The 21570-nt window shown below is 65.8% G+C and carries 22 protein-coding genes and 1 riboswitch; of the genes, 12 read left to right on the forward strand and 10 right to left on the reverse strand.

The genetic code is table 11. The annotated features are described in order from the left end of the window. Window positions 1-75 precede the first annotated feature (75 nt). The 4 genes from F3H87_RS15755 to F3H87_RS15770 are packed head-to-tail and all read left to right on the forward strand — an operon-like array spanning window position 76 to window position 2832. Complete coding sequence (locus F3H87_RS15755) at window positions 76-537, forward strand: RidA family protein (protein WP_149787225.1); 462 nt, start codon at window positions 76-78, stop codon at window positions 535-537. Then, window positions 534-1298: a glycerophosphodiester phosphodiesterase family protein gene (locus F3H87_RS15760; protein WP_149787224.1), complete on the forward strand. Its 765-nt coding sequence runs from the start codon at window positions 534-536 to the stop codon at window positions 1296-1298. Before F3H87_RS15755 ends, F3H87_RS15760 begins: the two co-directional genes overlap by 4 nt. Before the next feature lie 53 nt (window positions 1299-1351). Beyond that, window positions 1352-2539, forward strand: coding sequence for a GNAT family N-acetyltransferase (locus F3H87_RS15765; protein WP_149787223.1), 1188 nt, complete (start codon window positions 1352-1354; stop codon window positions 2537-2539). Further along, the gene (locus tag F3H87_RS15770; RefSeq protein WP_149787222.1) at window positions 2536-2832 is read left to right on the forward strand and encodes a 4a-hydroxytetrahydrobiopterin dehydratase; all 297 of its coding nucleotides are present in this window, start codon (window positions 2536-2538) and stop codon (window positions 2830-2832) included. Before F3H87_RS15765 ends, F3H87_RS15770 begins: the two co-directional genes overlap by 4 nt. 333 nt (window positions 2833-3165) lie before the next feature. On the opposite strand, the gene urtE is transcribed toward F3H87_RS15770, so the two are convergent. From urtE to urtA, 6 genes are all read right to left on the reverse strand, one after another. Continuing rightward, a complete protein-coding gene (gene urtE / locus F3H87_RS15775) occupies window positions 3166-3861 on the reverse strand; it encodes an urea ABC transporter ATP-binding subunit UrtE (protein WP_149787658.1) in 696 nt (231 codons plus the stop codon). A gap of 4 nt (window positions 3862-3865) precedes the next feature. Beyond that, window positions 3866-4606, reverse strand: coding sequence for an urea ABC transporter ATP-binding protein UrtD (gene urtD / locus F3H87_RS15780; RefSeq protein WP_149787221.1), 741 nt, complete (start codon window positions 4604-4606; stop codon window positions 3866-3868). Continuing rightward, the gene (gene urtC, locus F3H87_RS15785; protein WP_149787220.1) at window positions 4603-5859 is read right to left on the reverse strand and encodes an urea ABC transporter permease subunit UrtC; all 1257 of its coding nucleotides are present in this window, start codon (window positions 5857-5859) and stop codon (window positions 4603-4605) included. The genes urtD and urtC overlap by 4 nt, the downstream gene beginning before the upstream one ends. Before the next feature lie 28 nt (window positions 5860-5887). Beyond that, the gene (locus F3H87_RS15790; RefSeq protein WP_149787219.1) at window positions 5888-6304 is read right to left on the reverse strand and encodes a DUF6636 domain-containing protein; all 417 of its coding nucleotides are present in this window, start codon (window positions 6302-6304) and stop codon (window positions 5888-5890) included. Window positions 6305-6377: 73 nt separating this feature from the next. Continuing rightward, window positions 6378-8339, reverse strand: a complete 1962-nt coding sequence (gene urtB, locus F3H87_RS15795; RefSeq protein WP_149787218.1) for an urea ABC transporter permease subunit UrtB — start codon at window positions 8337-8339, stop codon at window positions 6378-6380. 57 nt (window positions 8340-8396) lie between these two features. Further along, entirely contained in the window at window positions 8397-9680 is a 1284-nt protein-coding gene (gene urtA, locus F3H87_RS15800) for an urea ABC transporter substrate-binding protein (RefSeq protein ID WP_149787217.1), read from the reverse strand. Between the two features lie 368 nt (window positions 9681-10048). On the opposite strand from urtA, the gene F3H87_RS15805 reads away from it, so the two are divergent. From F3H87_RS15805 to nrdF, 5 genes are all read left to right on the forward strand, one after another. Further along, window positions 10049-10750: an endonuclease III domain-containing protein gene (locus tag F3H87_RS15805; RefSeq protein WP_149787216.1), complete on the forward strand. Its 702-nt coding sequence runs from the start codon at window positions 10049-10051 to the stop codon at window positions 10748-10750. 80 nt (window positions 10751-10830) lie between these two features. Continuing rightward, window positions 10831-11034, forward strand: a riboswitch (cobalamin riboswitch). 102 nt (window positions 11035-11136) lie between these two features. Further along, window positions 11137-11358: a glutaredoxin-like protein NrdH gene (gene nrdH / locus F3H87_RS15810; protein WP_149787215.1), complete on the forward strand. Its 222-nt coding sequence runs from the start codon at window positions 11137-11139 to the stop codon at window positions 11356-11358. Between the two features lie 4 nt (window positions 11359-11362). Further along, complete coding sequence (gene nrdI, locus F3H87_RS15815) at window positions 11363-11791, forward strand: class Ib ribonucleoside-diphosphate reductase assembly flavoprotein NrdI (protein ID WP_149787214.1); 429 nt, start codon at window positions 11363-11365, stop codon at window positions 11789-11791. Next, window positions 11773-13905: a class 1b ribonucleoside-diphosphate reductase subunit alpha gene (nrdE, locus tag F3H87_RS15820; protein WP_149787213.1), complete on the forward strand. Its 2133-nt coding sequence runs from the start codon at window positions 11773-11775 to the stop codon at window positions 13903-13905. Before nrdI ends, nrdE begins: the two co-directional genes overlap by 19 nt. Window positions 13906-13916: 11 nt before the next feature. After that, window positions 13917-14894 (forward strand): class 1b ribonucleoside-diphosphate reductase subunit beta, encoded by a 978-nt coding sequence (gene nrdF / locus F3H87_RS15825; RefSeq protein ID WP_149787212.1) that lies wholly within the window; start codon window positions 13917-13919, stop codon window positions 14892-14894. 86 nt (window positions 14895-14980) lie between these two features. On the opposite strand, the gene F3H87_RS15830 is transcribed toward nrdF, so the two are convergent. Together F3H87_RS15830 and F3H87_RS15835 are read right to left on the reverse strand one after the other, a co-directional pair. Then, window positions 14981-16948, reverse strand: coding sequence for an acetoacetate--CoA ligase (locus F3H87_RS15830; RefSeq protein WP_149787211.1), 1968 nt, complete (start codon window positions 16946-16948; stop codon window positions 14981-14983). Window positions 16949-17032: 84 nt separating this feature from the next. After that, a complete protein-coding gene (locus F3H87_RS15835) occupies window positions 17033-17521 on the reverse strand; it encodes a peroxiredoxin (protein WP_149787210.1) in 489 nt (162 codons plus the stop codon). 102 nt (window positions 17522-17623) lie between these two features. Between F3H87_RS15835 and F3H87_RS15840 the strand changes: the two genes are divergently transcribed. From F3H87_RS15840 to F3H87_RS15850, 3 genes are read left to right on the forward strand one after another with little or no spacing between them, the layout of a single operon-like run. Beyond that, a complete protein-coding gene (locus F3H87_RS15840) occupies window positions 17624-18835 on the forward strand; it encodes an NAD(P)/FAD-dependent oxidoreductase (protein ID WP_149787209.1) in 1212 nt (403 codons plus the stop codon). Further along, window positions 18832-19392 (forward strand): 16S rRNA (guanine(966)-N(2))-methyltransferase RsmD, encoded by a 561-nt coding sequence (gene rsmD, locus F3H87_RS15845; protein WP_149787208.1) that lies wholly within the window; start codon window positions 18832-18834, stop codon window positions 19390-19392. The genes F3H87_RS15840 and rsmD overlap by 4 nt, the downstream gene beginning before the upstream one ends. Continuing rightward, a complete protein-coding gene (locus F3H87_RS15850) occupies window positions 19392-19940 on the forward strand; it encodes a YcxB family protein (protein ID WP_149787207.1) in 549 nt (182 codons plus the stop codon). Before rsmD ends, F3H87_RS15850 begins: the two co-directional genes overlap by 1 nt. A 6-nt stretch (window positions 19941-19946) precedes the next feature. Here the strand turns inward: F3H87_RS15850 and map are convergent, their stop codons facing one another. Then, complete coding sequence (gene map / locus F3H87_RS15855; RefSeq protein ID WP_149787206.1) at window positions 19947-20795, reverse strand: type I methionyl aminopeptidase; 849 nt, start codon at window positions 20793-20795, stop codon at window positions 19947-19949. Between the two features lie 55 nt (window positions 20796-20850). Next, on the reverse strand, window positions 20851-21552 hold the full coding sequence (gene sfsA / locus F3H87_RS15860) for a DNA/RNA nuclease SfsA (RefSeq protein ID WP_149787205.1): 702 nt from the start codon (window positions 21550-21552) through the stop codon (window positions 20851-20853). Window positions 21553-21570: the final 18 nt, after the last annotated feature.

Below are 21570 nucleotides of genomic sequence, written 5' to 3' on the forward strand. Positions count from 1 at the left end.
ATCCGTCGCCGCCGGTGTTTTCTTTGCCGGGGGCGCGATGTAGCGTCGCCGCAAACACCCAACCGGAGAGCTGCCATGAGCGTGATCGAATCCCGTCTTGCCGAACTCGGCGTCACCCTGCCCGATGCCCCCGCACCTGCGGCCAATTACGTGCCCTTTGTGCAGTCGGGCAACCTTGTCTTCGTGTCGGGCCAGATCTCGATGCGCGACGGCGCGATCATCACCGGCAAGCTGGGCGACGATATGGACACCGCCGATGGCGCGGCGGCGGCGAAAACCTGCGCGATCGCGCTGCTGGCGCAGCTCAGGGCCGCGTGCGGCGGCGATATCGACCGGCTGGTGCGGGTGGTCAAGCTGACCGGCTTCGTCAACTCGACGCCGGATTATACCGAGCAGCCCAAGGTCATCAACGGCGCGTCGGATTTCCTGGTCGAGGCGCTGGGCGACAAGGGGCGGCATTCGCGCTCGGCGGTGTCGGCGGCGGCGCTGCCGCTGGGCGTGGCGGTCGAGATCGAGGCGATCTTCGAAATCGCATGAAGCTGCCCGACAGCTTCCTGCGGGCACCGCTGGCGCATCGCGCCTTTCACGACCTGTCGCAGGGGCGGGCCGAAAACGCCCCCGCGTCGATCGAGGCGGCGATCGGCGCAGGATATGGGATCGAGATCGACGTCCAGATATCGCGCGACGGGCGGGCGATGGTGTTCCACGATTACCGGCTTGAGCGTCTGACCGGCGAGGCGGGTTTCATCCGCGACCGTGATGCCGCCGGTCTGGGGCAGATTCGCGTCAAGGGCTCTGATGACACGATCCCGACGCTTGCGCAGGTGCTGGAACAGGTCGCGGGCCGCGCGCCGCTGCTGATCGAGATCAAGGACCAGGACGGCACGCTGGGCCCCGCCGTGGGCCGGCTGGAGCAGGCGGTGGCCGACGATCTGGCGGGCTATCGCGGGGATGTGGCTGTCATGTCGTTCAACCCGAATTCCGTGCGTGTATTCGGTGGCATGGCCCCGGAGGTGCCGCGCGGGCTGACGACCTGCAGCTTTTCCAGGGACGACTGGCCCGCGGTGCCGGGGGTGCGGCGCAAGCGATTGGCAGGTATGCCGGATTTCGATCCCGCGGGGGCGTGTTTCATTAGCCATGATGTGACCGACCTGCAGAACCCGCGCGTTCTGGACCTGAAATCGCGCGGTGTGCCGGTCCTGTGCTGGACGGTGAAATCGTCCGGGCAGGAAGGGGTGGCGCGGCAGGTGGCCGATAACATTACCTTCGAAGGCTACGCCGCCGCGATCCCGGCTTGAAGGTTGCAGATGCGGGCCCAGATTGAGCGGGGCAGAGGGATGGGCCGGATTTCATGACCGAAACCCAGGTGGAAATCGAGATCGTTCAAAGCCTTGGCGCGGTTACGCCCGCCGAGTGGGACGCCTGCGCCTGCCCCGAGGCGGAGGATGGCGGCCGGCCCGGGGACCCGTTCACCACCTACCGTTTCCTGAAGGCGCTGGAAGACAGCGGTTCGGTCGGGCGCGGCAGCGGCTGGGCGCCGCATTACCTGCTGGCGCGGGCCCAAGGGCGGCTGATCGCCTGCGCGCCGCTTTACCTGAAATCCCACAGCCAGGGCGAATATATCTTCGATCATTCCTGGGCCCATGCCTATGAACGGGCGGGCGGGCGGTATTACCCGAAATTCCAGATCGCCGCGCCCTTTACCCCGGTGACGGGGCGGCGTTTCCTGACCCTGCCGGGGTTCGAGGAAACCGGCATGTCCGCGCTTGTGCAGGGCGCGGTCGAGATTGCGGCGAAGAACGGTATCAGCTCGCTCCACGCCACGTTCTGCACGGGCCCCGAGGCGGAGATGGGCGAAAAGCTGGGGCTGATGCACCGGATCGGCAGCCAGTATCACTGGGAAAACCCGGGCTACCGCGATTTCGACGCGTTCCTGGCGGCGCTGAATTCGCGCAAGCGCAAGACCATCCGCAAGGAACGCCAGCGCGCGCAGGCGTTCGGCGGCGAGATCGTGCACCTGACCGGCGATACCATCCGCCCGGCCCATTGGGATGCGTTCTGGGCGTTCTACCAGGACACCGGAGCGCGGAAATGGGGGCACCCCTATCTGACGCGGCAATTCTTTGATATCGTTCACGAAACCATGCGCGACGACGTGCTGCTGGTGCTGGCGATGCGGGGCGGGCAGCCGGTGGCGGGGGCGCTGAACTTCATCGGGCGGACGGCGCTTTTCGGCCGGTATTGGGGCTGTATCGAGGATCACCCCTGCCTGCATTTCGAGTGCTGTTATTATCAGGCGATGGATTACGCGATTGCGCACGGCCTGGAACGGGTCGAGGCGGGGGCGCAGGGTGAGCACAAGATCGCCCGCGGATACCTGCCGCGCCGCACGCATTCGCTGCACTGGATCGCCGATCCCGGCTTTGCCCGGGCGGTGGCGCAATTCCTGCGGGCCGAACGGGGCGCGGTGGATGAAGAGGTTGAAATCCTTACGGATTACGGCCCCTTTCGGAAGACAGAAGGAAGGGAAACGGAATGACCGAGAAGCTGAGCGATACAGGCCGCAAGACCATGCTGGAGCCGCTTTTGCAGAACGGCTGGACGCTGGACGAAGGGCGGGATGCGATTTCCAAGGAGTTCGTCTTTGCCGATTTCGTGACCGCCTTCGGATTCATGACCCGCGCGGCGATCTGGGCCGAGAAATGGGACCATCATCCCGAGTGGTCCAACGTCTACAAGACGGTGAACGTGACGCTGACGACGCACGATGTCGAGGGGCTTTCGTCGCTGGATGTGAAGCTGGCGCGCAAGCTGGACCAGATCGCGGGCTGAGCCCCGCACGGCGCGTTAACCGCGCGGTCGGGGCGTGAAACCGCGCGGTTCCTGACAAGAGGTTAACAGAAATCGCGCGGTTTCCGGGCGATAGCGCGCGATTCCTGACGAAAGGTAAACGGGTTTCGGGCGATTTGCCGGGAAATCCGGCCTGATCCGGCACCTGCGGGCCAGAACCGCGCGGTTTCGGGTGCAAACCGCGCGGCGGTTAAGGTTTTGGGTCGATGGCCGCCCGGGGCCTGCCCCCGGCTTGCGAACGAAACACCCCGCCCGGAACGGCCGCGCCCCTGCTATGGCCTCTGTAGCAAGACGGTCTAACGGCCCCCGCCTCCCCTAAACCGAGACGTTTTCCAGAAGCGATTGCCGCGAGACATCGGCCTTGGTGCCGGACATGACGACCTCGCCCCGGCGCAGCACGCAGAAGCGGTCGGCAAGGTCGTAGGCGAAGTCGAAATACTGCTCGACCAGCACGATGGCCATGCGGCCCTCGTCGCGCAGCTTGCGGATCACGTCGCCGATCATCTGGATGATGTTGGGCTGGATGCCCTCGGTCGGTTCGTCCATCAGCAACAGCTTGGGCCGCGTGATCAGCGCGCGGGCGATGGCGAGCTGCTGCTGCTGGCCGCCCGACAGGTCGCCGCCGCGGCGGTTCTGCATCTCTTTCAGGACGGGAAACAGATCGAAGATTTCGGCGGGGATCGTGCGTTCGGATTTCGGGAGGATGGAGAACCCGGTTTCCAGGTTCTCGCGCACGGTCAGCAGGGGAAAGATCTCGCGCCCCTGCGAGACGAGCGCCACGCCCTTGCGCGCCAGTTGATGCGCCGGCAGCCGGGGCAGGGTTTCACCGTCGAGGACGACCTCGCCGCCGGTGCGCGGATGGCGCCCGGCGATGGCGCGGATCAGGGATGTCTTGCCGACCCCGTTCGTACCCATGACGCAGGTGACCTTGCCCCGGTCGGCGGTCAGGTCGACGCCGTGCAGGATCTGGGAATGCCCGTAATGCAGCGTCAGGCCGCGCACGTCGAGCATGGCGTTACCGTCCGAGATAGACATCAATCACCTCCTTGTTGGCCGTGACGTGATCGAGCGAGCCTTCGGCCAGCACCGAACCTTCGTGCAGGACGGTGACCCGGCAGTTCAGCCTGCGGATGAATTCCATGTCGTGTTCGACCACCACAACCGCGCGGGTGCGGGCCGCCTCGACGAGGATCTCGGTGGTGTGTTCACGCTCGGCCGGGGTCATGCCGGCGGCGGGTTCGTCCACCAGCAGAAGGCGCGGTTCCTGCGCCAGCAGCATCCCGATCTCAAGCCATTGCTTCTGGCCGTGCGACAGCTCCCCTGCCTTGCGCGGCAGCGCGTCGGCCAGCCCGATCTCGGAAGCGAGGTCGCGCACGCGGTCCAGATCCTCTTGCGCGGGGCGCCAGACCAGCACGGCGAAGGGCCCGCGCGCGTTGCTGAGGGCCATCAGCAGGTTTTCCTGCACGCTCTGGTCCTCGAACACGGTGGGTTTCTGGAACTTTCGCCCCACGCCGGCGCGGGCGATCTGCGCCTCGGACATCTTCAGCAGCGACACGGATTTCTCGCCCCACAGGATCGTGCCGCTGTCGGGTCGGGTCTTGCCGGTGATGATGTCCATGAAGGTGGTCTTGCCCGCCCCGTTCGGGCCGATGATGGCGCGCAGCTCGGCCTGACCGATGGCGAAGGACAGGTTGTTGATCGCCCTGAACCCGTCGAACGTGACCGACACGCCCGACACTTCCAGAAGTGTGCTCATTCGGTGGCCTCCTTTTCGCGCAGGGCGCCGTGGTCGGGGCCAAGATCGGCGCCGTGGCGGTCCGGGTGCCTGAAGCCTGCCCACAGGTCGAACAGCCCGCCGATGCCCTTGGGCGCGAACAGCGTGACCGCGACGAAGGACAGCCCCAAAAGGATCGTCCACCAGTCCACCCATGAAATCGTGTAGAACCCGAGGTTGATATCGGGGGCCTGCCCGCCGGTGAACCAGGTGGAGACAAGGCTGACGAACACCGCCCCGATCACCGCGCCATACAGCCGCCCGCGCCCGCCGATGGCGACCCAGACGGCAAGGTAGATCGACGCGATGGGCGCGATTTCGGCGGGGTTGATGATACCGGCCTGCGGATAATAAAGCGCCCCGGCGATGCCCGCGATCATGGCCGTCACGGTGAACAGGAACAGCTTGTAGCCCTCGACCGAGTAGCCGAGGAAGCGCACGCGCGCCTCGTTGTCGCGGATGCCGCGGATGACGCTGCCGAACTTGCCCGACACGATCCATGCCGCGAACAGGTATCCCAGCGCCAGCGCGGCGGCAGAGGCCCAGAAGAACCAGATCGACAGAACCGATTGCGGGACGTGATCGAGATGCGGGATGTTCTGCAGCCCGGACAGTCCGTTATTGCCGCGCAGCCCGCTGTCGTTCTGGAACAGGTAGAGCGCCAGCGCCAGCGTCATCGCCTGTGTCAGAATCGACAGGTAAACGCCGGTGACGCGGCTGCGGAACGCCAGCCAGCCGAACACCAGCGCCAGAAGGCCCGGCACCGCGACCACCAGCAAGAGCTGCAGCGCCAGGCTGTCGGCAAAGGCCCAGACCAGCGGAAACTCGGACGATCCCACCACGCCGAATATCTGCGTGCCGATGGCGTCCACGATCTCGGACTCGGACGGCGGGATGGTCGCGTTCGCCATCGAATCGGTCACGATCTGGCGGGTGCGTTCGTACATCAGCCACATGCCGATCATGTAGCCGCCCAGCCCGAAAAAGGCGAAATGCCCGAGGCTGAGGATACCGGCATAGCCCCACACAAGGTCCATCGCCACGGCGACCAGCGCCAGCGTCAGCGTCTTGCCCAGCGTCTTGACGAAGCTGGTTGAGATCAGCCCGACGCCGAAGCCCTCGGACAGGCCGGTGACCAGCAGGGTGAACAGCGCCAGCACGGCCAGGAAGACCAGGACCGAGGGGTTGCGCGCGACAAAGCTGCGGCGGGGCTGGGAAAGCGGTGTCCTGCTCATTGCCCGGCCCCCGGCGTGTGGGCGGGGGTCAGAACACCCGTTGCGACCGTCGTGACAGGAAGAAGCCGTTGCCGCTGCGGTTGCGGCAGGTCAGGCCGGTTTTCTCCGACTGGCAGGTGATGTCGCCGAAATTGCCCGTCTCGCCATAGGGCGCGACATCCGTATAGGTCGATTTGCGCGGCGCCGGCCCGCAGACGACGCGCGCCGGGCCGGTGCTGCCCAGGTCGAAATGGTGCCCCCAGACGCCCGGGCAATTGCCCGGATCGGGCCATGCGGGCGGGCCGCCGCGTTCGACGATCGAACAGGAAATGTCGCTGCTTCCCTGCGCTCCCCCGGCAAGCGAGCCGTTGCAGTAGATGTTCCCCGATGGTGTGCGAAACCCGTAGCCATCGGCGCGGGCGCCGGTGGCGGCGGCGAAAATGCAAAGCGCGATCAATGTCTTCATCTGAAATCCCCCTGTTGGCGGGCCGTGAAACCGGGCCCTCGTTACGGGCTGGCAATTGCCTGAGATCCATTGGTCAGTCTCCTGCGGCGCGGCCCTTGAGGGCGATGATACCCCTTGGACGGAACTGGATGAAGATAATGATGAAGACGATCATGTAGGTCTGCGCCGCGAGCGTGTTCGAGGGGTTCAGCCACTCGATGCCCTTTTGCAGCCCGCCGATCAGGCCCGCCCCGAGAAGCGTGCCCCAGATATTGCCGACCCCGCCGACGACGACCGTCATGAAGCTCTGGACGATGTAATCCTGCCCGAGTTCCGAGGTGACCTTGGCAAAGAGGCCGATGGCCACGCCCGCGATCCCCGCGATCCCCGAGCCGAGCCCGAAGGTCAGCATGTTCACCCGCCCCGGGTTGATGCCCATCGCCCCGGCCATGCCCGGATTCTGCGTGACCGCGCGGGTTTCCAGCCCCAGCCGGGTGCGTTTCATCACGAACAGGAACAGCGCCAGAAAGATCATCGCCAGCACGAAGATCGCGATCCGTATGTACGAGATCGACACCACGTCGTTCAGCACCAGCGAGCCCCCCAGCCAGTCCGGTGCGGTCAGCGGTCGGGCCTGTGTGCCGAAGATGTTCTTGAACAGCTGTTGCAGCGCGATGGAGACGCCGAAGGTGGCCAGCAGCGTTTCCAGCGGGCGGTTGTAGAGCCAGCGGATCACCAGCCGTTCCAGCGCGACCCCGGCGGCGAAGGTCACCGCAAAGGCCAGCGGGATCGCCACGATGATCGAGGCGGTGTGGTTCGGGATGACCTGCTGCACCACGTAGCCGGTATAGGCGCCGATCATGATGAATTCGCCATGCGCCATGTTGATGACGCCCATCACCCCGAAGGTGATGGCCAGCCCGATGGCCGCAAGGAAATAGATCGAGGCCAGCGATACCGCGTCCAGCCCGAGATCGAGCGCCTGGTTCAGCCCGACCCTGGTGTTGATCCGTTGCAGGGCGGCCTCGGCGGCGGCGGTCACGGCGGGGGACGGTTCGGCATAGATCGCGGCGAAGCGGTGCGCCGCAAGCGCGTCGTCCACCGCCTGTTCGGTCAGGTAGGGGGGCACGATGCCCTGCGCGGCAAGGGCGTTATAGGCTTCGATCCGCCTGGCGGGGTCCGACATGGTGTGCACCGGCACGCCGGCCACCGCGCCATCGCTTATATTGGCGCTCAGCGCCTCGCGCAGCGATGCGGGGGTGATCCGCGCGGGGGCGAGGCCGGCCTCGACCAGCATCGCGTAGGCCGCGTCGCGCGACAGCGCGTCGCTGCCGGAATCGAGACGCCGCGCGACGTTGACGGTTTCGGGCGGGGCGCCTTCGAACACCTGCAGCCGGGTCGCCACCAGCGGGTTCAGCGTGGCGCGCACATCCACGCCCAGATCGCCCGACATGTCGCCGATCGCCGCGACGCGCGCGGCATCGTCGGGGTCGTAGGAGATGGTCAGCAGCCGCTCCAACCGTTGTTTCCGCGCCTTCAGCCCGGCGTCCTGCTCGGGCTCTATCGAGGCGCGCAGCGGCGCCAGAAGATCGGCATTGGCCCCCCGTTCCAGCGATGCCAGCGCATCCGCGCGGCGCGTCCGGTCGGGATCGTTAAGCTGAAAGGTGACGAGCGCGGTGCCGATCAGCGCGCGAATGCCGGAATTGGGCTTGATCTGGTCCAGCGCATCCTTGGGCGCGGTGCCGGCGGTGGCGCCGGTATCGAAATCCGTCAGGAGATAGCCGTCATCGCCGGGTTCCGCGCGAAAGAACAGACCATCCGCCTTGCGATACCACATGTCCCTGGCCTGCCATGCCTCGAGCACGGCCTGCGCCTGCGGCAGACCCGAGCCCGCCACCGCGTCGATCGCCGGCTGGATCGTCCTGCGAGAGCTTTCGAGGATGATGTCGGAATGGGCCTGCAAGATCGCCTGCATCGGGCCCGTTTCGTCCTGCGCGTCTGCCGGAAGCGACAGCAGGAACACCGCACAGGCGGCCAGTAAGATGCGTTTCAACATGTGGTCCCGCGCGTCTGAGGCGCGGCGGCAGGGTTCGACCCGCCGCCGCGGATTACCTTAGTAGTTGGATTTGATCTGCACGCAGGACTCGGTTTCGGTATTGTACATACCGCAGGCCAGATCCTTCCAATCCGAGGTCAGGACCGCCGATTCCGGCAGGAAGTCGGTCCAGGCGTCGCCCGGCACCGGATCGGTTTCCGAGATGATGTCGAACTGACCGTCGGCCAGGATCTCGCCGATCAGCACCGGCTTGGCGAGGTGGTGGTTGGTGCCCATCACGGCGGTGCCGCCGGTCAGGTTCGGAAACTCCTGGCCCCACATCGCCTCGCGCACGGCGTCGACATCGGTGGTTTCGGCGGCGGTCACGGCATTCACCCACATGTTGAAGCCGATGTAATGCGCCTCCATCGGGTCGTTGGTCACGCGGGCATCGTCGCCGATGAAGCTGTGCCAGGCCTCGATGAATTCGGCATTGGCGGGCGTGTCGGCGGACATGAAATAGTTCCAGGCCGCGAGGTGGCCGACAAGGTTGGCGGTGTCGAGGCCGGAAAGTTCCTCTTCGCCGACCGAGAAGGCGACGACGGGAATATCCTCGGCCGAGATGCCCTGGGCGGCCAGTTCCTTGTAAAAGCCGATATTGGCGTCGCCGTTGATCGTCGAGACAACGCCGACCTTCTTGCCGTCGGCGGCCAGCGCGACGACATCCGACACGATCTTGGACCAGTCGGAATGGCCGAAGGGCGTGTAGTTCACGAAGATGTCTTCGGCGGCGATGCCCTTGGATTTCAGGTAGGATTCGAGAATGTTGTTCGTGGTGCGCGGATACACGTAGTCGGTGCCGAGCAGGGCGAATTTCTCGACCCCGAGTTCATCGAGGTAGTAATCCACCGCCGGGATCGCCTGCTGGTTCGGCGCGGCGCCGGTGTAGAACACGTTTTTCGAGCTTTCCTCGCCCTCGTACTGGACGGGGTAGAACAGCAGCCCGTTCAGTTCCTCGATCACCGGCAGCACGGATTTGCGCGACACGCTGGTCCAGTTGCCAAAGATCACGTCGACCTCGTGCACGGTCAGCAGCTCGCGCGCCTTTTCCGCGAAAAGCGGCCAGTCCGAGGCCGGATCGACCACGACGGCCTCAAGCTCGCAGCCCAGAACGCCGCCCTTCTTGTTCTGCTGGTCCACCAGCATGAGCATGGTGTCCTTAAGGGTGGTTTCGGAAATGGCCATGGTGCCGGACAGCGAGTGCAGGACACCCACCTTGATCGGGCAGTCGGCGGCCGAGGCCGCGCCGCTCATCGCGGCGACGGCCACGGTTCCGGCTAGAAAGGTTTTCAATGATTTCATAAGTCTCTCCCAATACGGGGCCGCCGGCAGCTTGCCCCGAAAGGCGATTTGCGGCAGGACGGTCCCGCAACTGTTGTTGCGCTCGTGTGGCGGTCGGACCGAGGTGCAATTCGCAAGACCGCCACACACCCCCGGATGCGCCTGGCACATTCAGCGGCGGTGCGTGGAAACCATTTTCCACCGCCTTTCCCGACACAAGGAAACGCGCGATGCGCGGCGCGGAATGCCCCCGCCTGCCCGTTTTTTCAGCGGGCGCAGGGGGCGGTGCGCAAAAATGCGGCCACGAAATGCTGCGTCGCAGAATGACTCCTGACAGTCGCAGCCGTGCAATTGTTCACTGTTTGTTCTGAAGTTTGATATACTTCCCCATGCAGTTGATTCTGATACACGACGACCGGACCGGGCGGTTGCAGGCCGCTCACGGGTGGCTTCGGCACTGTTTCGGGCCGCCGGGCCCCTATCGGTTGCTCGACCCGGTGTCGCAGCTGGTCATGGGGCTGATCGGCGGCCGGACGCGCGGCGCGGTGTCGGCGGCGGCCTTTATGCGTCTGCGGCAGCGGTTCGCCTGCTGGGAAAGCCTGCGGGATGCGCCGGTGGCCGAGATCCTGCCGCTGATCGCGGGCGTCAGTTTTGCCGAGGTCAAGGCGCCCCGGCTGCCGGCGGCGCTGCGGATGGTTACCGCCCGCCGGGGGGCGCTGACGCTGGATTTCCTGGCGGGCTGGCCCGACGGTGCCGCGCTGGACTGGCTGGAGCGGTTGCCGGGCGTGGGGCGCAAGACGGCCGCGACGGTGCTGAATTTCAGCACGCTTCGCAAGCCGGTGCTGGTCATCGACACGCATCACCTGCGGGTGATCCGCCGCCTTGGCCTTGTCGGGCCGCGTGCCGGTATCGCCGAGGCCCATGACTGCCTGACGCCGCTGTTGCCATCCGGCTGGGGCGCGGCCGAGATCGACGACCATCACCAGCTTGTCAAAACGCTGGGGCAGCGGTTTTGCCGCCCGTCGCGGCCTGCCTGTCCGGCCTGCCCGCTGCGCGCGCTGTGCCTGCAGGGGGTGCCGCGGCGGAGGTGAAACCCCGGGCCGGGCGCGTGGCGCGGGAAAAAATCCGCCGGTGGTGTGATCTATATATTGACAGTTTTTCCCTGCCGACACCAATATGAGGTTGCTTTGGTTCTTGCGGGGTGACTCGCAAGCGAAGAGGGAAGCCGGTAGGGACACAAGTCCGACTCCGGCGCTGCCCCCGCAACTGTATGCGGCGAGCCGAGGCCCGAAACCACTGGTGCGATCGCACCGGGAAGGCGGGCCGAAGCGTTCGAGCCGCGAGCCAGGAGACCTGCCAGGGCGATGTGAACGACGACCGCGGGCGGAGGGCCCGGGCGCGTGGCCGGTCGCCATCGGGGCGGTCCGTGCCGTGCTCCATGCCCTTGTGCCGCACCAAGATGCAAGGGACAGAGCGCATGACCATCACCGTCTATTCCAAACCGGCCTGCGTGCAATGCACCGCCACCACCCGCGCGCTGGATGCGCGGGGCCTGCCTTACGAGGTCATCGACCTGACCGAGGATGCCGGGGCGATGGCCCGCGTGCAGGAGCTGGGCTATCGGCAGGCGCCCGTCGTCGTCGCGGGCGACGATCACTGGGCGGGCTTTCGCCCCGACATGATCGGCCGGCTGTCCTGAACCGATGGGCGGGCTGGTCTATTTCTCAAGCGCGTCGGGCAACACCGCGCGCCTGGTCGGGCGGCTGGGCCTGCCCGCCTGCCGCATACCGCGGCGGGCCGGCGATCCGGTGCCGGCGATTACCGAACCCTTCGTGCTGATCTGCCCGACCTATGCCGACGGGTACGGGCGCGGCGCGGTGCCGAAACAGGTGATCCGGTTCCTGAACGATCCCGCCACCCGCGCGCTGCTGCGCGGGGTGATCGCCGGGGGCAACCGCAATTTCGGCAAGCTGTTCGCCCTGTCGGGCGACGTGATTTCCGCCAGGTGCAACGTGCCGCTGCTTTACCGGTTCGAACTGGCCGGAACCGGGGAAGACACCACCCGCATCCGCGCGGGGCTTGCCCGTTTCCGGGCCGAAGAAGAGGACAAGACATGCTTGACGCAAGCGTAACCGCCGATCTCGATTATCACGCGCTGAACGCGATGCTGAACCTTTATGACGACGAGGGGCGCATCCAGTTCGAGGCCGACCGCATGGCGGCGCGGCAGTATTTCCTGCAGCACGTCAACCAGAACACCGTGTTCTTTCACTCGCTGGACGAGAAGCTGGGTTACCTGGTCCACGAGGGCTATTACGAGGCCGGGGTGCTGGACCAGTATTCCAGGAATTTCCAGCGCAGGATCTGGGACGCGGCCTATGACAGGAAGTTCCGGTTTCCGTCCTTCCTGGGCGCGTTCAAGTATTACACCTCCTACACGCTGAAAACCCGCGACGGGCAGCGTTACCTTGAACGCTATGAGGATCGCGTGGTGATGAACGCGCTGACGCTGGCGCGCGGGGACGAGGCGCTGGCGATGCGGCTGATGGCCGAGATCATCGAGGGCCGGTTCCAGCCCGCGACGCCGACCTTCCTGAACGCCGGCAAGACGGCGCGGGGCGAGTTCGTATCCTGTTTCCTGCTGCGGCTGGAGGACAACATGGAAAGCATCGGGCGCGGCATCAATTCGGCCCTGCAACTGTCCAAGCGGGGCGGTGGCGTGGCGCTGATGCTGACCAACATCCGCGAGCATGGCGCGCCGATCAAGGGGATCGAGAACCAGTCGTCGGGCGTGATCCCGGTGATGAAGCTGCTGGAGGACAGTTTTTCCTATGCCAACCAGCTTGGCGCGCGGCAGGGGGCGGGGGCGGTGTACCTGAACGCGCATCACCCCGATATCCTGCGGTTCCTGGACACCAAGCGCGAGAACGCGGACGAGAAGATCCGCATCAAGACGCTGTCGCTTGGCGTGGTGATCCCCGATATCACCTTCGCGCTGGCGAAGCGAAACGAGGATATGTACCTGTTCTCGCCGCATGACGTGGAAAAGGTGTATGGCTGCGCCTTCTCGGACATATCGGTTACCGGGAAATACCACGAGATGGTGGACGATCCGCGCATCCGCAAGAAGAAGATCAATGCGCGGGCGTTCTTTCAGACCATCGCGGAGATCCAGTTCGAGTCGGGCTATCCCTATATCATGTTCGAGGACACGGTGAACCGCGCCAACCCGATCGCCGGGCGTATCGCCATGTCGAACCTGTGTTCCGAGATCCTGCAGGTGAACGAGGCGTCGCGTTTCAACGACGACCTGAGCTATGCCCATACGGGCACCGACATTTCCTGCAACCTCGGTTCCATGAACATCGCCCGCGCGATGGATGGCGGCGATCTGGGCGGCAGCGTGGAAACGGCGATCCGGGCGCTGAGCGCGGTGTCGGAGATGAGCGCCATCGACAGCGTGCCGTCGATCCGCCGCGGCAATGACGAGGGGCACGCCATCGGGCTGGGGCAGATGAACCTGCACGGCTACCTTGCGCGGGAACGCATTCATTACGGCAGCCCCGAGGGGATCGACTTTACCAATATCTATTTCTGCACCGTGCTTTTTCACGCGCTGGCGGCCTCGAACGCGCTGGCGCGGGAAAAGGGGCGCCGCTTTGCGGGGTTCGCCGAGTCGGCCTATGCCGATGGCAGTTTCTTCGAAAAATATGTCAGCCGCGACTGGCAGCCGGAAACCGACCGGGTGAAAGAGCTGTTCGCGCAGGCGGGGATCGCCGTGCCGGACCGCGAGGAATGGGCCGCCCTGCGCGACGCGGTGATGGCCGACGGGCTTTATAACCGCAACCTGCAGGCGGTGCCGCCGACGGGGTCGATCAGCTATATCAACTATGCCACGTCCTCGATCCACCCGATCACGGCGAAGATCGAGATCCGCAAGGAGGGCAAGATCGGGCGCGTCTATTACCCCGCGCCCTACATGACCAACGACAACCTGGAATTCTACCGCGATGCGTATGAGATCGGGCCCGACGCGATCATCGACACCTATGCCGCCGCGACGCAGCACGTGGACCAGGGCCTTTCGCTGACGCTGTTCTTTCCCGCCGAGGCCACGACGCGCGACATCAACCGCGCCCAGATCCATGCGTGGAAGAAAGGGATCAAGACGATCTATTATATCCGGCTGCGCCAGATGGCCCTTGAAGGGACCGAGGTGCAGGGCTGCGTTTCCTGTTCGCTGTAAGGAGCATCCCGATGAAAGACACCGACCACACCCGCCCCGTCCCGCGTGCCGTCAACTGGAACCGGCTGGAGGACGAGATCGACCTGGATGTCTGGAACCGCCTGACGGTGAATTTCTGGCTGCCCGAGAAGGTGCCGCTGTCGAACGACATCCCGGGCTGGTCGCAGCTGACGCCCGGGGAACAGACGCTGACGATCCGCGTCTTTACCGGGCTGACGCTGCTGGACACGATCCAGAACACGGTGGGCGCACCGGCGCTGATGGCGGATGCGATCACGCCGCATGAAGAGGCGGTGCTGAGCAATATCGCCTTCATGGAGGCGGTTCATGCGCGCAGCTATTCCTCGGTCTTTTCGACGCTGTGCCAGACGGCCGAGGTGGACGAGGCGTTCCGCTGGTCGGCCGAGAACGAGCACCTGCAGGCCAAGTCGCGGCTGATCCTGGACGAATACGATGCCGCGGCCTCGCCCCTGCGCAGGAAGGTGGCCAGCGTGTTCCTGGAATCCTTCCTGTTCTATTCCGGCTTCTACCTGCCGATGCACTGGTCGAGCCGCGCGCGGCTGACCAATACCGCCGACCTGATCCGCCTGATCATCCGCGACGAGGCGATCCACGGCTATTACATCGGCTACAAGTTCCAGCGCGGGATGGAGCGGCTGCCCGAGGCCGGCCGGCAGGAGATCAAGGATTTCGCCTTTGGCCTGCTGTTCGACCTCTACGAGATCGAGGCGCGCTATACCGAGCAGTTGTACGACGGGCTGGGGCTGAGCGAGGATGTGAAGCATTTCCTGCATTACAACGCCAACAAGGCGTTACAGAACCTCGGGTTCGAGGCGCTGTTCCCCGAAGAGGCGTGCAGGGTGAACCCCGCGATCATGGCCGCGCTGTCGCCCAATTCGGACGAGAACCACGATTTCTTTTCCGGCTCCGGGTCAAGCTACGTGATCGGAAAGGCCGTGGCGACCGAGGATGACGACTGGGATTTCTGAGGCCGGTGCGCAAGGGGGGGCGCTGCCCCCCTCGGCCTTGCGGCCTCACCCCCCGGAGTATTTGGGGAACGATGAAGCCGTGGGCATCAGCCGCCGGCGAGGTACTTCCCGGCATAGGCGTCGTACCAGTCGAGGCTGGCGGGATTGGCCATGGCATCGCGGGTGGCGGCCTTTGCCATTGGCTGACCGAGGAGGCGTTTCTTGATCGGCACCTCCATCTTCTTGCCGGTAAGGGTGTAGGGGATGTCGGGCGCAGCCTCGATCCGGTCGGGGACGTGGCGGGGCGAGGCGCGGGATTTCAGGTCGGCGACGATCGCGGCGCGCAGCCCGTCGGTGAGCGCCGCACCGGGGGCCAGTTTCAGGAACAGGATCATGCAGCTTTCGCGGCCGAGATATTCGAGATCCACCACAAGGCTGTCGGCCACGTCCTCGTGATCCTCGACCACGCGGTAGATGTCGGCGGTGCCCATGCGGATGCCGTGGCGGTTGATCGTGGCGTCCGAGCGGCCATAGATGATCGCGCCGCCATGGGGGGTGATCTTTACCCAGTCGCCGTGGCGCCAGATGCCGGGATAGGTTTCGAAATAGCTGGATTTGTAACGCACGTCCCCCTTGTCACCCCAGAAACGGAGCGGCATCGAGGGCATGGGGACGGTGCAGACAAGCTCGCCCACCTCGTCGATGAGGGGGTTGCCGTCGTCGTCGAACGCCTCGACCGCGGCGCCGAGGGCGCGGCACTGCATTTCGCCGATATGGACGGGCAGCATCGGGTTGCCGGCCAGAAAGGCGCCGGCGAAATCGGTGCCGCCGGCGATGGGCGACAGCCAGATGTCGTCACCCAGTTCGGACCAGATCCATTCATACGCCTCGGGCGGGAGGGGGGAGCCGGTGGAGCCCACGGCGCGCAGCGTTTGCAGGTTGGCGACCTCGCGCGGGTGGACACCGGATTTCATCGCGCCGATGAAATACGCCGCGCCGGCGCCGAACGAGGTCACGCCGGCCTTTTCGATGAAGCGCCAGAGCCGGCCGGCATCGGGGTGGTTGGGGTTGCCTTCGGCCAGCGCGATGGTGGAGCCGGTCAGCAGGCCCGCGATCTGGGCGTTCCACATGATCCAGCCGGTCGAGGTGAACCAGCTGAAGGTGTCGCCGGGGCCGAGGTTGCCGTGCAGCCCCTGCAGCACGAGATGTTCCAGCACGATGCCGCCATGCCCGTGCACGATGGGTTTCGGGCTGCCGGTGGTGCCCGAGGAATAGACCACCCAGAGCGGGTGATCGAAGGGCAGTTTCACCGGCGCGGGCGCGGCGGGTTTGGCCAGCAGGCCGGCCCAGCCGTGGCGGGTGGTGTGGCGCGGGTCGATGCCCGGCGCTGCGTCGAGGCTGATCCAGTGGTCCAGCGTCGGCAGCCCGTCGATCAGCGCCTGCACCTCGGCCCCGCGGTCGCGCCATTTGCCGGTGAAATCGTAGCCCGAGATCGTGAAGATCGCCTTCGGCCCGATCTGGCCGAAGCGTTCCAGGACCGTGGGCGCGCCCATGTCGGTGGCGCAGACCGACCATGTGGCGCCGATCGAGGCGCAGGCGAGGAAGGCGACGATCGTGTCGGGCGTGTTGGGCAGGTAGCCCACCACGCGGTCGCCGGTTTCGATGCCCATGCCGCGCAGGCTGGCGGCCAGGGCGCCGACGCGGGCGGTGAGGTCGTCCCATGTGAGGGTGGTCAGCGTGCCATCCTCGGCCTCGTGATGGATGGCCGGGTGGCCGGGGCGGACGTGGCGCAGCACCTGGTCGACATAGTTGAGCGTCGCGCCGGGGAACCAGACCGCGCCGGGCATGGCGGATTTCGCCAGCGCGGTGTCGAACGGGGTGGGCGAGGTGAGGCCGTAATAGTCCCAGATCGTGCGCCAGAAGGTGTCGGGGTCGGTGATCGACCATTGCCAAAGCGCGTCGTAATCGGTGAAATCGAGGCCGCGTTCGGTCCGCAGCCAGCGCATATAGGCCGCCATCGTGCTGGTTTCGGCAAGCTCTGCCGGCGGTGTCCAGAGACCGTTTTCGATGCCCATGCCGTGCCCCTCCCTGTCGGCTTGGCGGGCATGGTTTGCGGCGGGCGGCCCCGGTGTCAAGCCCGCCCGCCGCGCAGCGGTGCGTTACATCGCGTCGAGCAGCCCCTCACCCGCGGAGGTTTCGCAGGTGCCGGGGCTTTCCTCGGGGTTGAGCACCTTGACGGTGCCGTCCTCGACCAGCATGGCATAGCGCCTGGAACGCGCGATCAGACCGGCGGGCGGTGCGTCGAAATCCATGCCGATGGCCCTGGTGAATTCGCTGCCCGCGTCCGACAGCATGGTGATGCCGGCCTGGGTCGCGCCGGTGGCCTCGCCCCAGGCGCCCATCACGAAGGGGTCGTTGACCGCGATGCAGATGATTTCGTCCACGCCCTTCGCGGCGAACTGGTCCTTGGTGCGGATGAAGCTGGGCACATGGGCGGAATGGCAGGTGGGGGTAAAGGCGCCCGGCACCGCGAAGATCGCCACCTTGCGGCCCCTGAGCTTGTCCGAAAGCTGCACCGGCTCGGGGCCCTTGTCGCCCATCCGGGTCAGGGTTGCGTCGGGCAGCGTGTCGCCAACGGAAATCGTCATGGTTTGTCCTCTTCGTTCTCGCTTGGGTTTGCGTTTCCTGTGAGCGTGGATATAGGGTCGGTTCGCTGACAAGACCAACGGAATCCTGCGGGAGGGTGCGAGATGACCGATGTGGTGGTGGTTGGGGCCGGGCAGGCCGGTGCATCGCTGGTGGCAAAGCTGCGCGCCCTCGGCTTTGACGGGCGCATCACGATGATCGGCGAAGAACCCGCGCCGCCCTATCAGCGCCCGCCGCTGAGCAAGAAATACCTGCTGGGCGAGATGGCGGTCGAGCGGTTGTATCTGCGGCCCGAAAGTTTCTATGCCGAAAACGCCATCGACCTGCATCTGAACGAAACGGTGACGGCAATCGACCGGGCCGACAAGGCGGTGATCGCGGGCGGGCGTAAGGTGCCGTATGACCACCTGGTGCTGGCCACGGGATCGGTGCCGCGGCGGCTGCCGCCGGCGATCGGCGGGGCGTTGCAGGGTGTTTTCACCGTGCGGACCCTGCGGGACGTGGACGGCATGGCGCCCGAGTTCCGCGAAGGGGCGCGGGTGCTGATCGTGGGTGGCGGGTATATCGGGCTGGAGGCGGCGGCGGTGGCGGCGTCGAAGGGGCTGAAGGTGGTGCTGGTCGAAGCGGCCGGCCGCATCCTGCAGCGCGTGGCTGCGCCGGAAACCAGCGCGTTCTTCCGTGAACTGCACAAGGCGCATGGCGTGGACATCCGCGAGGGCGTGGGGCTGGAGCGGCTGACCGGCGAGGGGCGTGTGAGCGGCGCTGTGCTGGCTGACGGCACCGAGCTGGCGCTGGATTTCGTGATCGTGGGCGTGGGGATCACGCCCGCCACCGAACTGGCCGAGGCGGCGGGGCTGGAGATCGAGAACGGCATCAGGGCCGACGAGCAGGGCCGCACCAGCGACCCGGCGATCTGGGCCGCGGGCGATTGCGCCAGCTTTCCGCACGGGGGCGGGCGTATCCGGCTGGAATCGGTGCCCAACGCCATCGACATGGGGGAATGCGTGGCCGAGAACATCATGGGCGCGGGCAAGACATACGTGCCGCAGCCGTGGTTCTGGTCGGATCAGTATGACGTCAAGCTGCAGATCGCGGGGCTGAATGCAGGCTATACCCGCGTGATCACGCGGCCGGGCGAGAAAGCGGGCAGCGTGTCGTTCTGGTATTTCGACGGCGAGCGGCTGCTGGCGGTGGATGCGGCCAACGATCCGCGTGCCTACATGGTGGGCAAGCGGTTGATCGACAACGGGAAAACCGCGTCGCCCGATGCCGTGGCCGACCCGGAGACCGACCTCAAGAGCCTGATGAAAGCGTGAGGATCATCGCGGGCGAATTCCGCGGCCGCCCGCTGGCCAGCCTGGGCAAGGGCGACGCGGGCGCGCATCTGCGCCCGACGACGGACAGGGTGCGCGAAAGCCTGTTCTCGCTGCTTATGGGCGGGCGGTTCGGTGACCCGGTCACCGATGCGCGGGTGCTGGACCTGTTCGCCGGGACCGGGGCGCTGGGGCTGGAGGCGCTGTCGCGCGGGGCGGCGGATGTCACGTTCGTGGAAAGCGGGCGCAAGGCGCAATCGCTGATCGCGCGCAACATCGCCACGCTGGGCGTGGGCGACCGCGCGCGCCTGCTGCGCCGCGATGCGCGGCGGCTGGGCGAGAACGCGGAGGCGCCCTGTTCGCTGATCTTTCTCGACCCGCCCTATGGCAAGGGGCTGGGCGAAGGTGCGCTGCGCTCTGCACGCGAAGGTGGTTGGATCGGAAACGGTGCGTTTATCGTCTGGGAGGAGGGTGCCGACATCATTCTGCCTCAATGGTGCTCTATCGAAGAGGTGAGACGCTACGGGGATACGACGATTACGTTACTGCGGGCGGAGTGATGAGAGACACGATCTATCTAACCTATTCTTGGCGGGACATCCCGGTTGCCAAGCTGACAAACCGTTTGACTGTGCGGTTCTTCGGGCCGCTGCGCTGGATCGCCCTGTTGCTGGCGGTGACGGTGCTGTTCGCCAGTTTCATACTGTTGCAAAAGCACGTCTTCCCGCACGAGTCGGGAACGCAGCTTTCGACGGTGCTGGCCGCGATGGCCTGTGCGCTGATGCTGGGGCTGGGCAACACGCTGGGCCACAAGCGGCTGCAGGCGGCGCTGATGGAGGCGCCGATCCGTCAGAAGGAATGCAGCCTGGCGATCAACCGGCACGGCATCGCCTCGGAAGGGGGCGCGTTGCATGCGCATGTCGAATGGTCCGACGTGACCGAGATCGCCGAGATGGGCAGCTTTGTCCTGATCATGCTGTCGCCGCTGGAATACATCCCGATCCCCGAATTCTCGCTGCCGCCAGACCTGAGCCGCTCCGACTTGGTGGCGCAGCTGCGCGAATGGCACGAAGCCGCGCAAGAGGTGGGTGAGGCGGAATTCGCCTGACGGGTGCTATATCCTGTAGGTCGGGTGGAACCGGCCGGCAGGCGACAGGGTGAAGATATCGACCCCGTCCGCCGTGACGCCGACCGAGTGTTCGAACTGCGCCGACAGGGATTTGTCGCGCGTTACCGCCGTCCAGTCGTCGGCCAGCACCTTGGTTTCGGGCCGTCCGAGGTTCACCATCGGTTCGATGGTGAAGAACATCCCCTCTTCCAGCAGCGGGCCGGTGCCGGGGCGCCCGTAATGCAGCACGTTGGGCGGGGCGTGGAACACGCGGCCCAGGCCGTGGCCGCAGAAATCGCGCACCACCGACATGCGGTGCCCTTCGACGAAGCTCTGGATCGCATGGCCGATATCGCCGAAGGTGTTGCCGGGCCTGACCTGCTCGATCCCCAGCATCAGCGCGTCATGGGTGATCTGGATCAGGCGTTCGGCCTTGCGGCTGAGCTTGCCCGCGACATACATCCGGCTGGTGTCGCCGTACCAGCCATCGACGATCACGGTGACGTCGATATTCAGGATATCGCCATCCTTGAGCTTCTTGTCGCCGGGGATGCCGTGGCAGACCACGTGGTTGATCGAGATGCACGAGGCATGGCGATAGCCCTTGTAGCCGATGGTCGCCGACGTGGCGCCGGCGGCGTTCACCTTGTCCTCGATGATGCGGTCGATTTCGGCCGTGGTCTGGCCGGGAAAGACGTGGTCGGCCACATCGTCGAGGATGCGGGCGGCCAGTTCGCCGGCCTTGTGCATGCCGGCGAAATCGCCCGTTTCGTGGATGCGGATGCCTTCGCGCGTGATGCGGCCCCGATGCGCTTCGTTCACCTTGCCGGCCCCTTTGCCGAATTTCAAAATCATGCGCCCTACTTAGGACAGAATTGTGCCAAGGGCCAGTGCGTCGAGTCGCAGCGCCTCAGGGCAGTTCAAAGGGCAGGGCGCGGCCCAGGGTGATTTCCCGCGGCGAGATGCGGCAATCGAAGGCCATGACCTCGACCCCGGCCGCTGCTGCGGCGGCCAGCCCCGCGGCATAGGCCGGGTCGATATCGGCGGCGATCGTGGTGCGCGCGCAATCGGTGCGCTGCACGAGGTAGAGCATCACCGCCCGCGCGCCCTGCGCCTTCATCGCGGAAAGTTCCTGCAGGTGTTTCAGGCCGCGCGCGGTGATGCTGTCGGGAAACTCGGCCAGGCCGGGCTGGCGCGACAGGGTGACGGATTTCACCTCGACATAGGTGTCGGGACCATCGCCCGTCAGCAGGAAGTCGATGCGCGAATGCGCGCCGTATTTCACCTCGGGGCGAACCATCGGCGCGGCGAGGCCGGGCACCTGCCCCGCGATCAGGGCATCCTTGAGTGCGCGGTTGGGCACCGAGGTATCGACGCCCGTGAAATGGCCGCCGTCATGTTCGACCAGGCGCCAGCCGTATTTCAGCTTTTTCTTCGGGTCGTCGTTGGGCTCCAGCCAGATGCGCGCGCCGGGATCGGCCAGCCCCATCATCGAGCCGGGATTGGCGCAATGCGCGGTGATTTCCCGACCGTCCGCCAGCCGGCAATCGGCCAGGAACCGCTTGTAGCGGCGGATCAGCACGGCGGGCACAAGAGGGGTTTGAAAGCGCATGAATGCGGGCCTATACCG

Source organism: Lutimaribacter pacificus, from assembly GCF_900142185.1.
GTDB classification, from domain to species: Bacteria; Pseudomonadota; Alphaproteobacteria; order Rhodobacterales; family Rhodobacteraceae; genus Lutimaribacter; species Lutimaribacter pacificus.

Coding starts and splice junctions, on each gene's coding strand:
- F3H87_RS15755 (WP_149787225.1), top strand. CDS start 76: ATGAGCGTGATCGAATCCCGTCTTGCCGAACTCGGCGTCACCCTGCCC.
- F3H87_RS15760 (WP_149787224.1), top strand. CDS start 534: ATGAAGCTGCCCGACAGCTTCCTGCGGGCACCGCTGGCGCATCGCGCC.
- F3H87_RS15765 (WP_149787223.1), top strand. CDS start 1,352: ATGACCGAAACCCAGGTGGAAATCGAGATCGTTCAAAGCCTTGGCGCG.
- F3H87_RS15770 (WP_149787222.1), top strand. CDS start 2,536: ATGACCGAGAAGCTGAGCGATACAGGCCGCAAGACCATGCTGGAGCCG.
- urtE (WP_149787658.1), bottom strand. CDS start 3,861: ATGCTCGACGTGCGCGGCCTGACGCTGCATTACGGGCATTCCCAGATC.
- urtD (WP_149787221.1), bottom strand. CDS start 4,606: ATGAGCACACTTCTGGAAGTGTCGGGCGTGTCGGTCACGTTCGACGGG.
- urtC (WP_149787220.1), bottom strand. CDS start 5,859: ATGAGCAGGACACCGCTTTCCCAGCCCCGCCGCAGCTTTGTCGCGCGC.
- F3H87_RS15790 (WP_149787219.1), bottom strand. CDS start 6,304: ATGAAGACATTGATCGCGCTTTGCATTTTCGCCGCCGCCACCGGCGCC.
- urtB (WP_149787218.1), bottom strand. CDS start 8,339: ATGTTGAAACGCATCTTACTGGCCGCCTGTGCGGTGTTCCTGCTGTCG.
- urtA (WP_149787217.1), bottom strand. CDS start 9,680: ATGAAATCATTGAAAACCTTTCTAGCCGGAACCGTGGCCGTCGCCGCG.
- F3H87_RS15805 (WP_149787216.1), top strand. CDS start 10,049: ATGCAGTTGATTCTGATACACGACGACCGGACCGGGCGGTTGCAGGCC.
- nrdH (WP_149787215.1), top strand. CDS start 11,137: ATGACCATCACCGTCTATTCCAAACCGGCCTGCGTGCAATGCACCGCC.
- nrdI (WP_149787214.1), top strand. CDS start 11,363: ATGGGCGGGCTGGTCTATTTCTCAAGCGCGTCGGGCAACACCGCGCGC.
- nrdE (WP_149787213.1), top strand. CDS start 11,773: ATGCTTGACGCAAGCGTAACCGCCGATCTCGATTATCACGCGCTGAAC.
- nrdF (WP_149787212.1), top strand. CDS start 13,917: ATGAAAGACACCGACCACACCCGCCCCGTCCCGCGTGCCGTCAACTGG.
- F3H87_RS15830 (WP_149787211.1), bottom strand. CDS start 16,948: ATGGGCATCGAAAACGGTCTCTGGACACCGCCGGCAGAGCTTGCCGAA.
- F3H87_RS15835 (WP_149787210.1), bottom strand. CDS start 17,521: ATGACGATTTCCGTTGGCGACACGCTGCCCGACGCAACCCTGACCCGG.
- F3H87_RS15840 (WP_149787209.1), top strand. CDS start 17,624: ATGACCGATGTGGTGGTGGTTGGGGCCGGGCAGGCCGGTGCATCGCTG.
- F3H87_RS15850 (WP_149787207.1), top strand. CDS start 19,392: ATGAGAGACACGATCTATCTAACCTATTCTTGGCGGGACATCCCGGTT.
- map (WP_149787206.1), bottom strand. CDS start 20,795: ATGATTTTGAAATTCGGCAAAGGGGCCGGCAAGGTGAACGAAGCGCAT.
- sfsA (WP_149787205.1), bottom strand. CDS start 21,552: ATGCGCTTTCAAACCCCTCTTGTGCCCGCCGTGCTGATCCGCCGCTAC.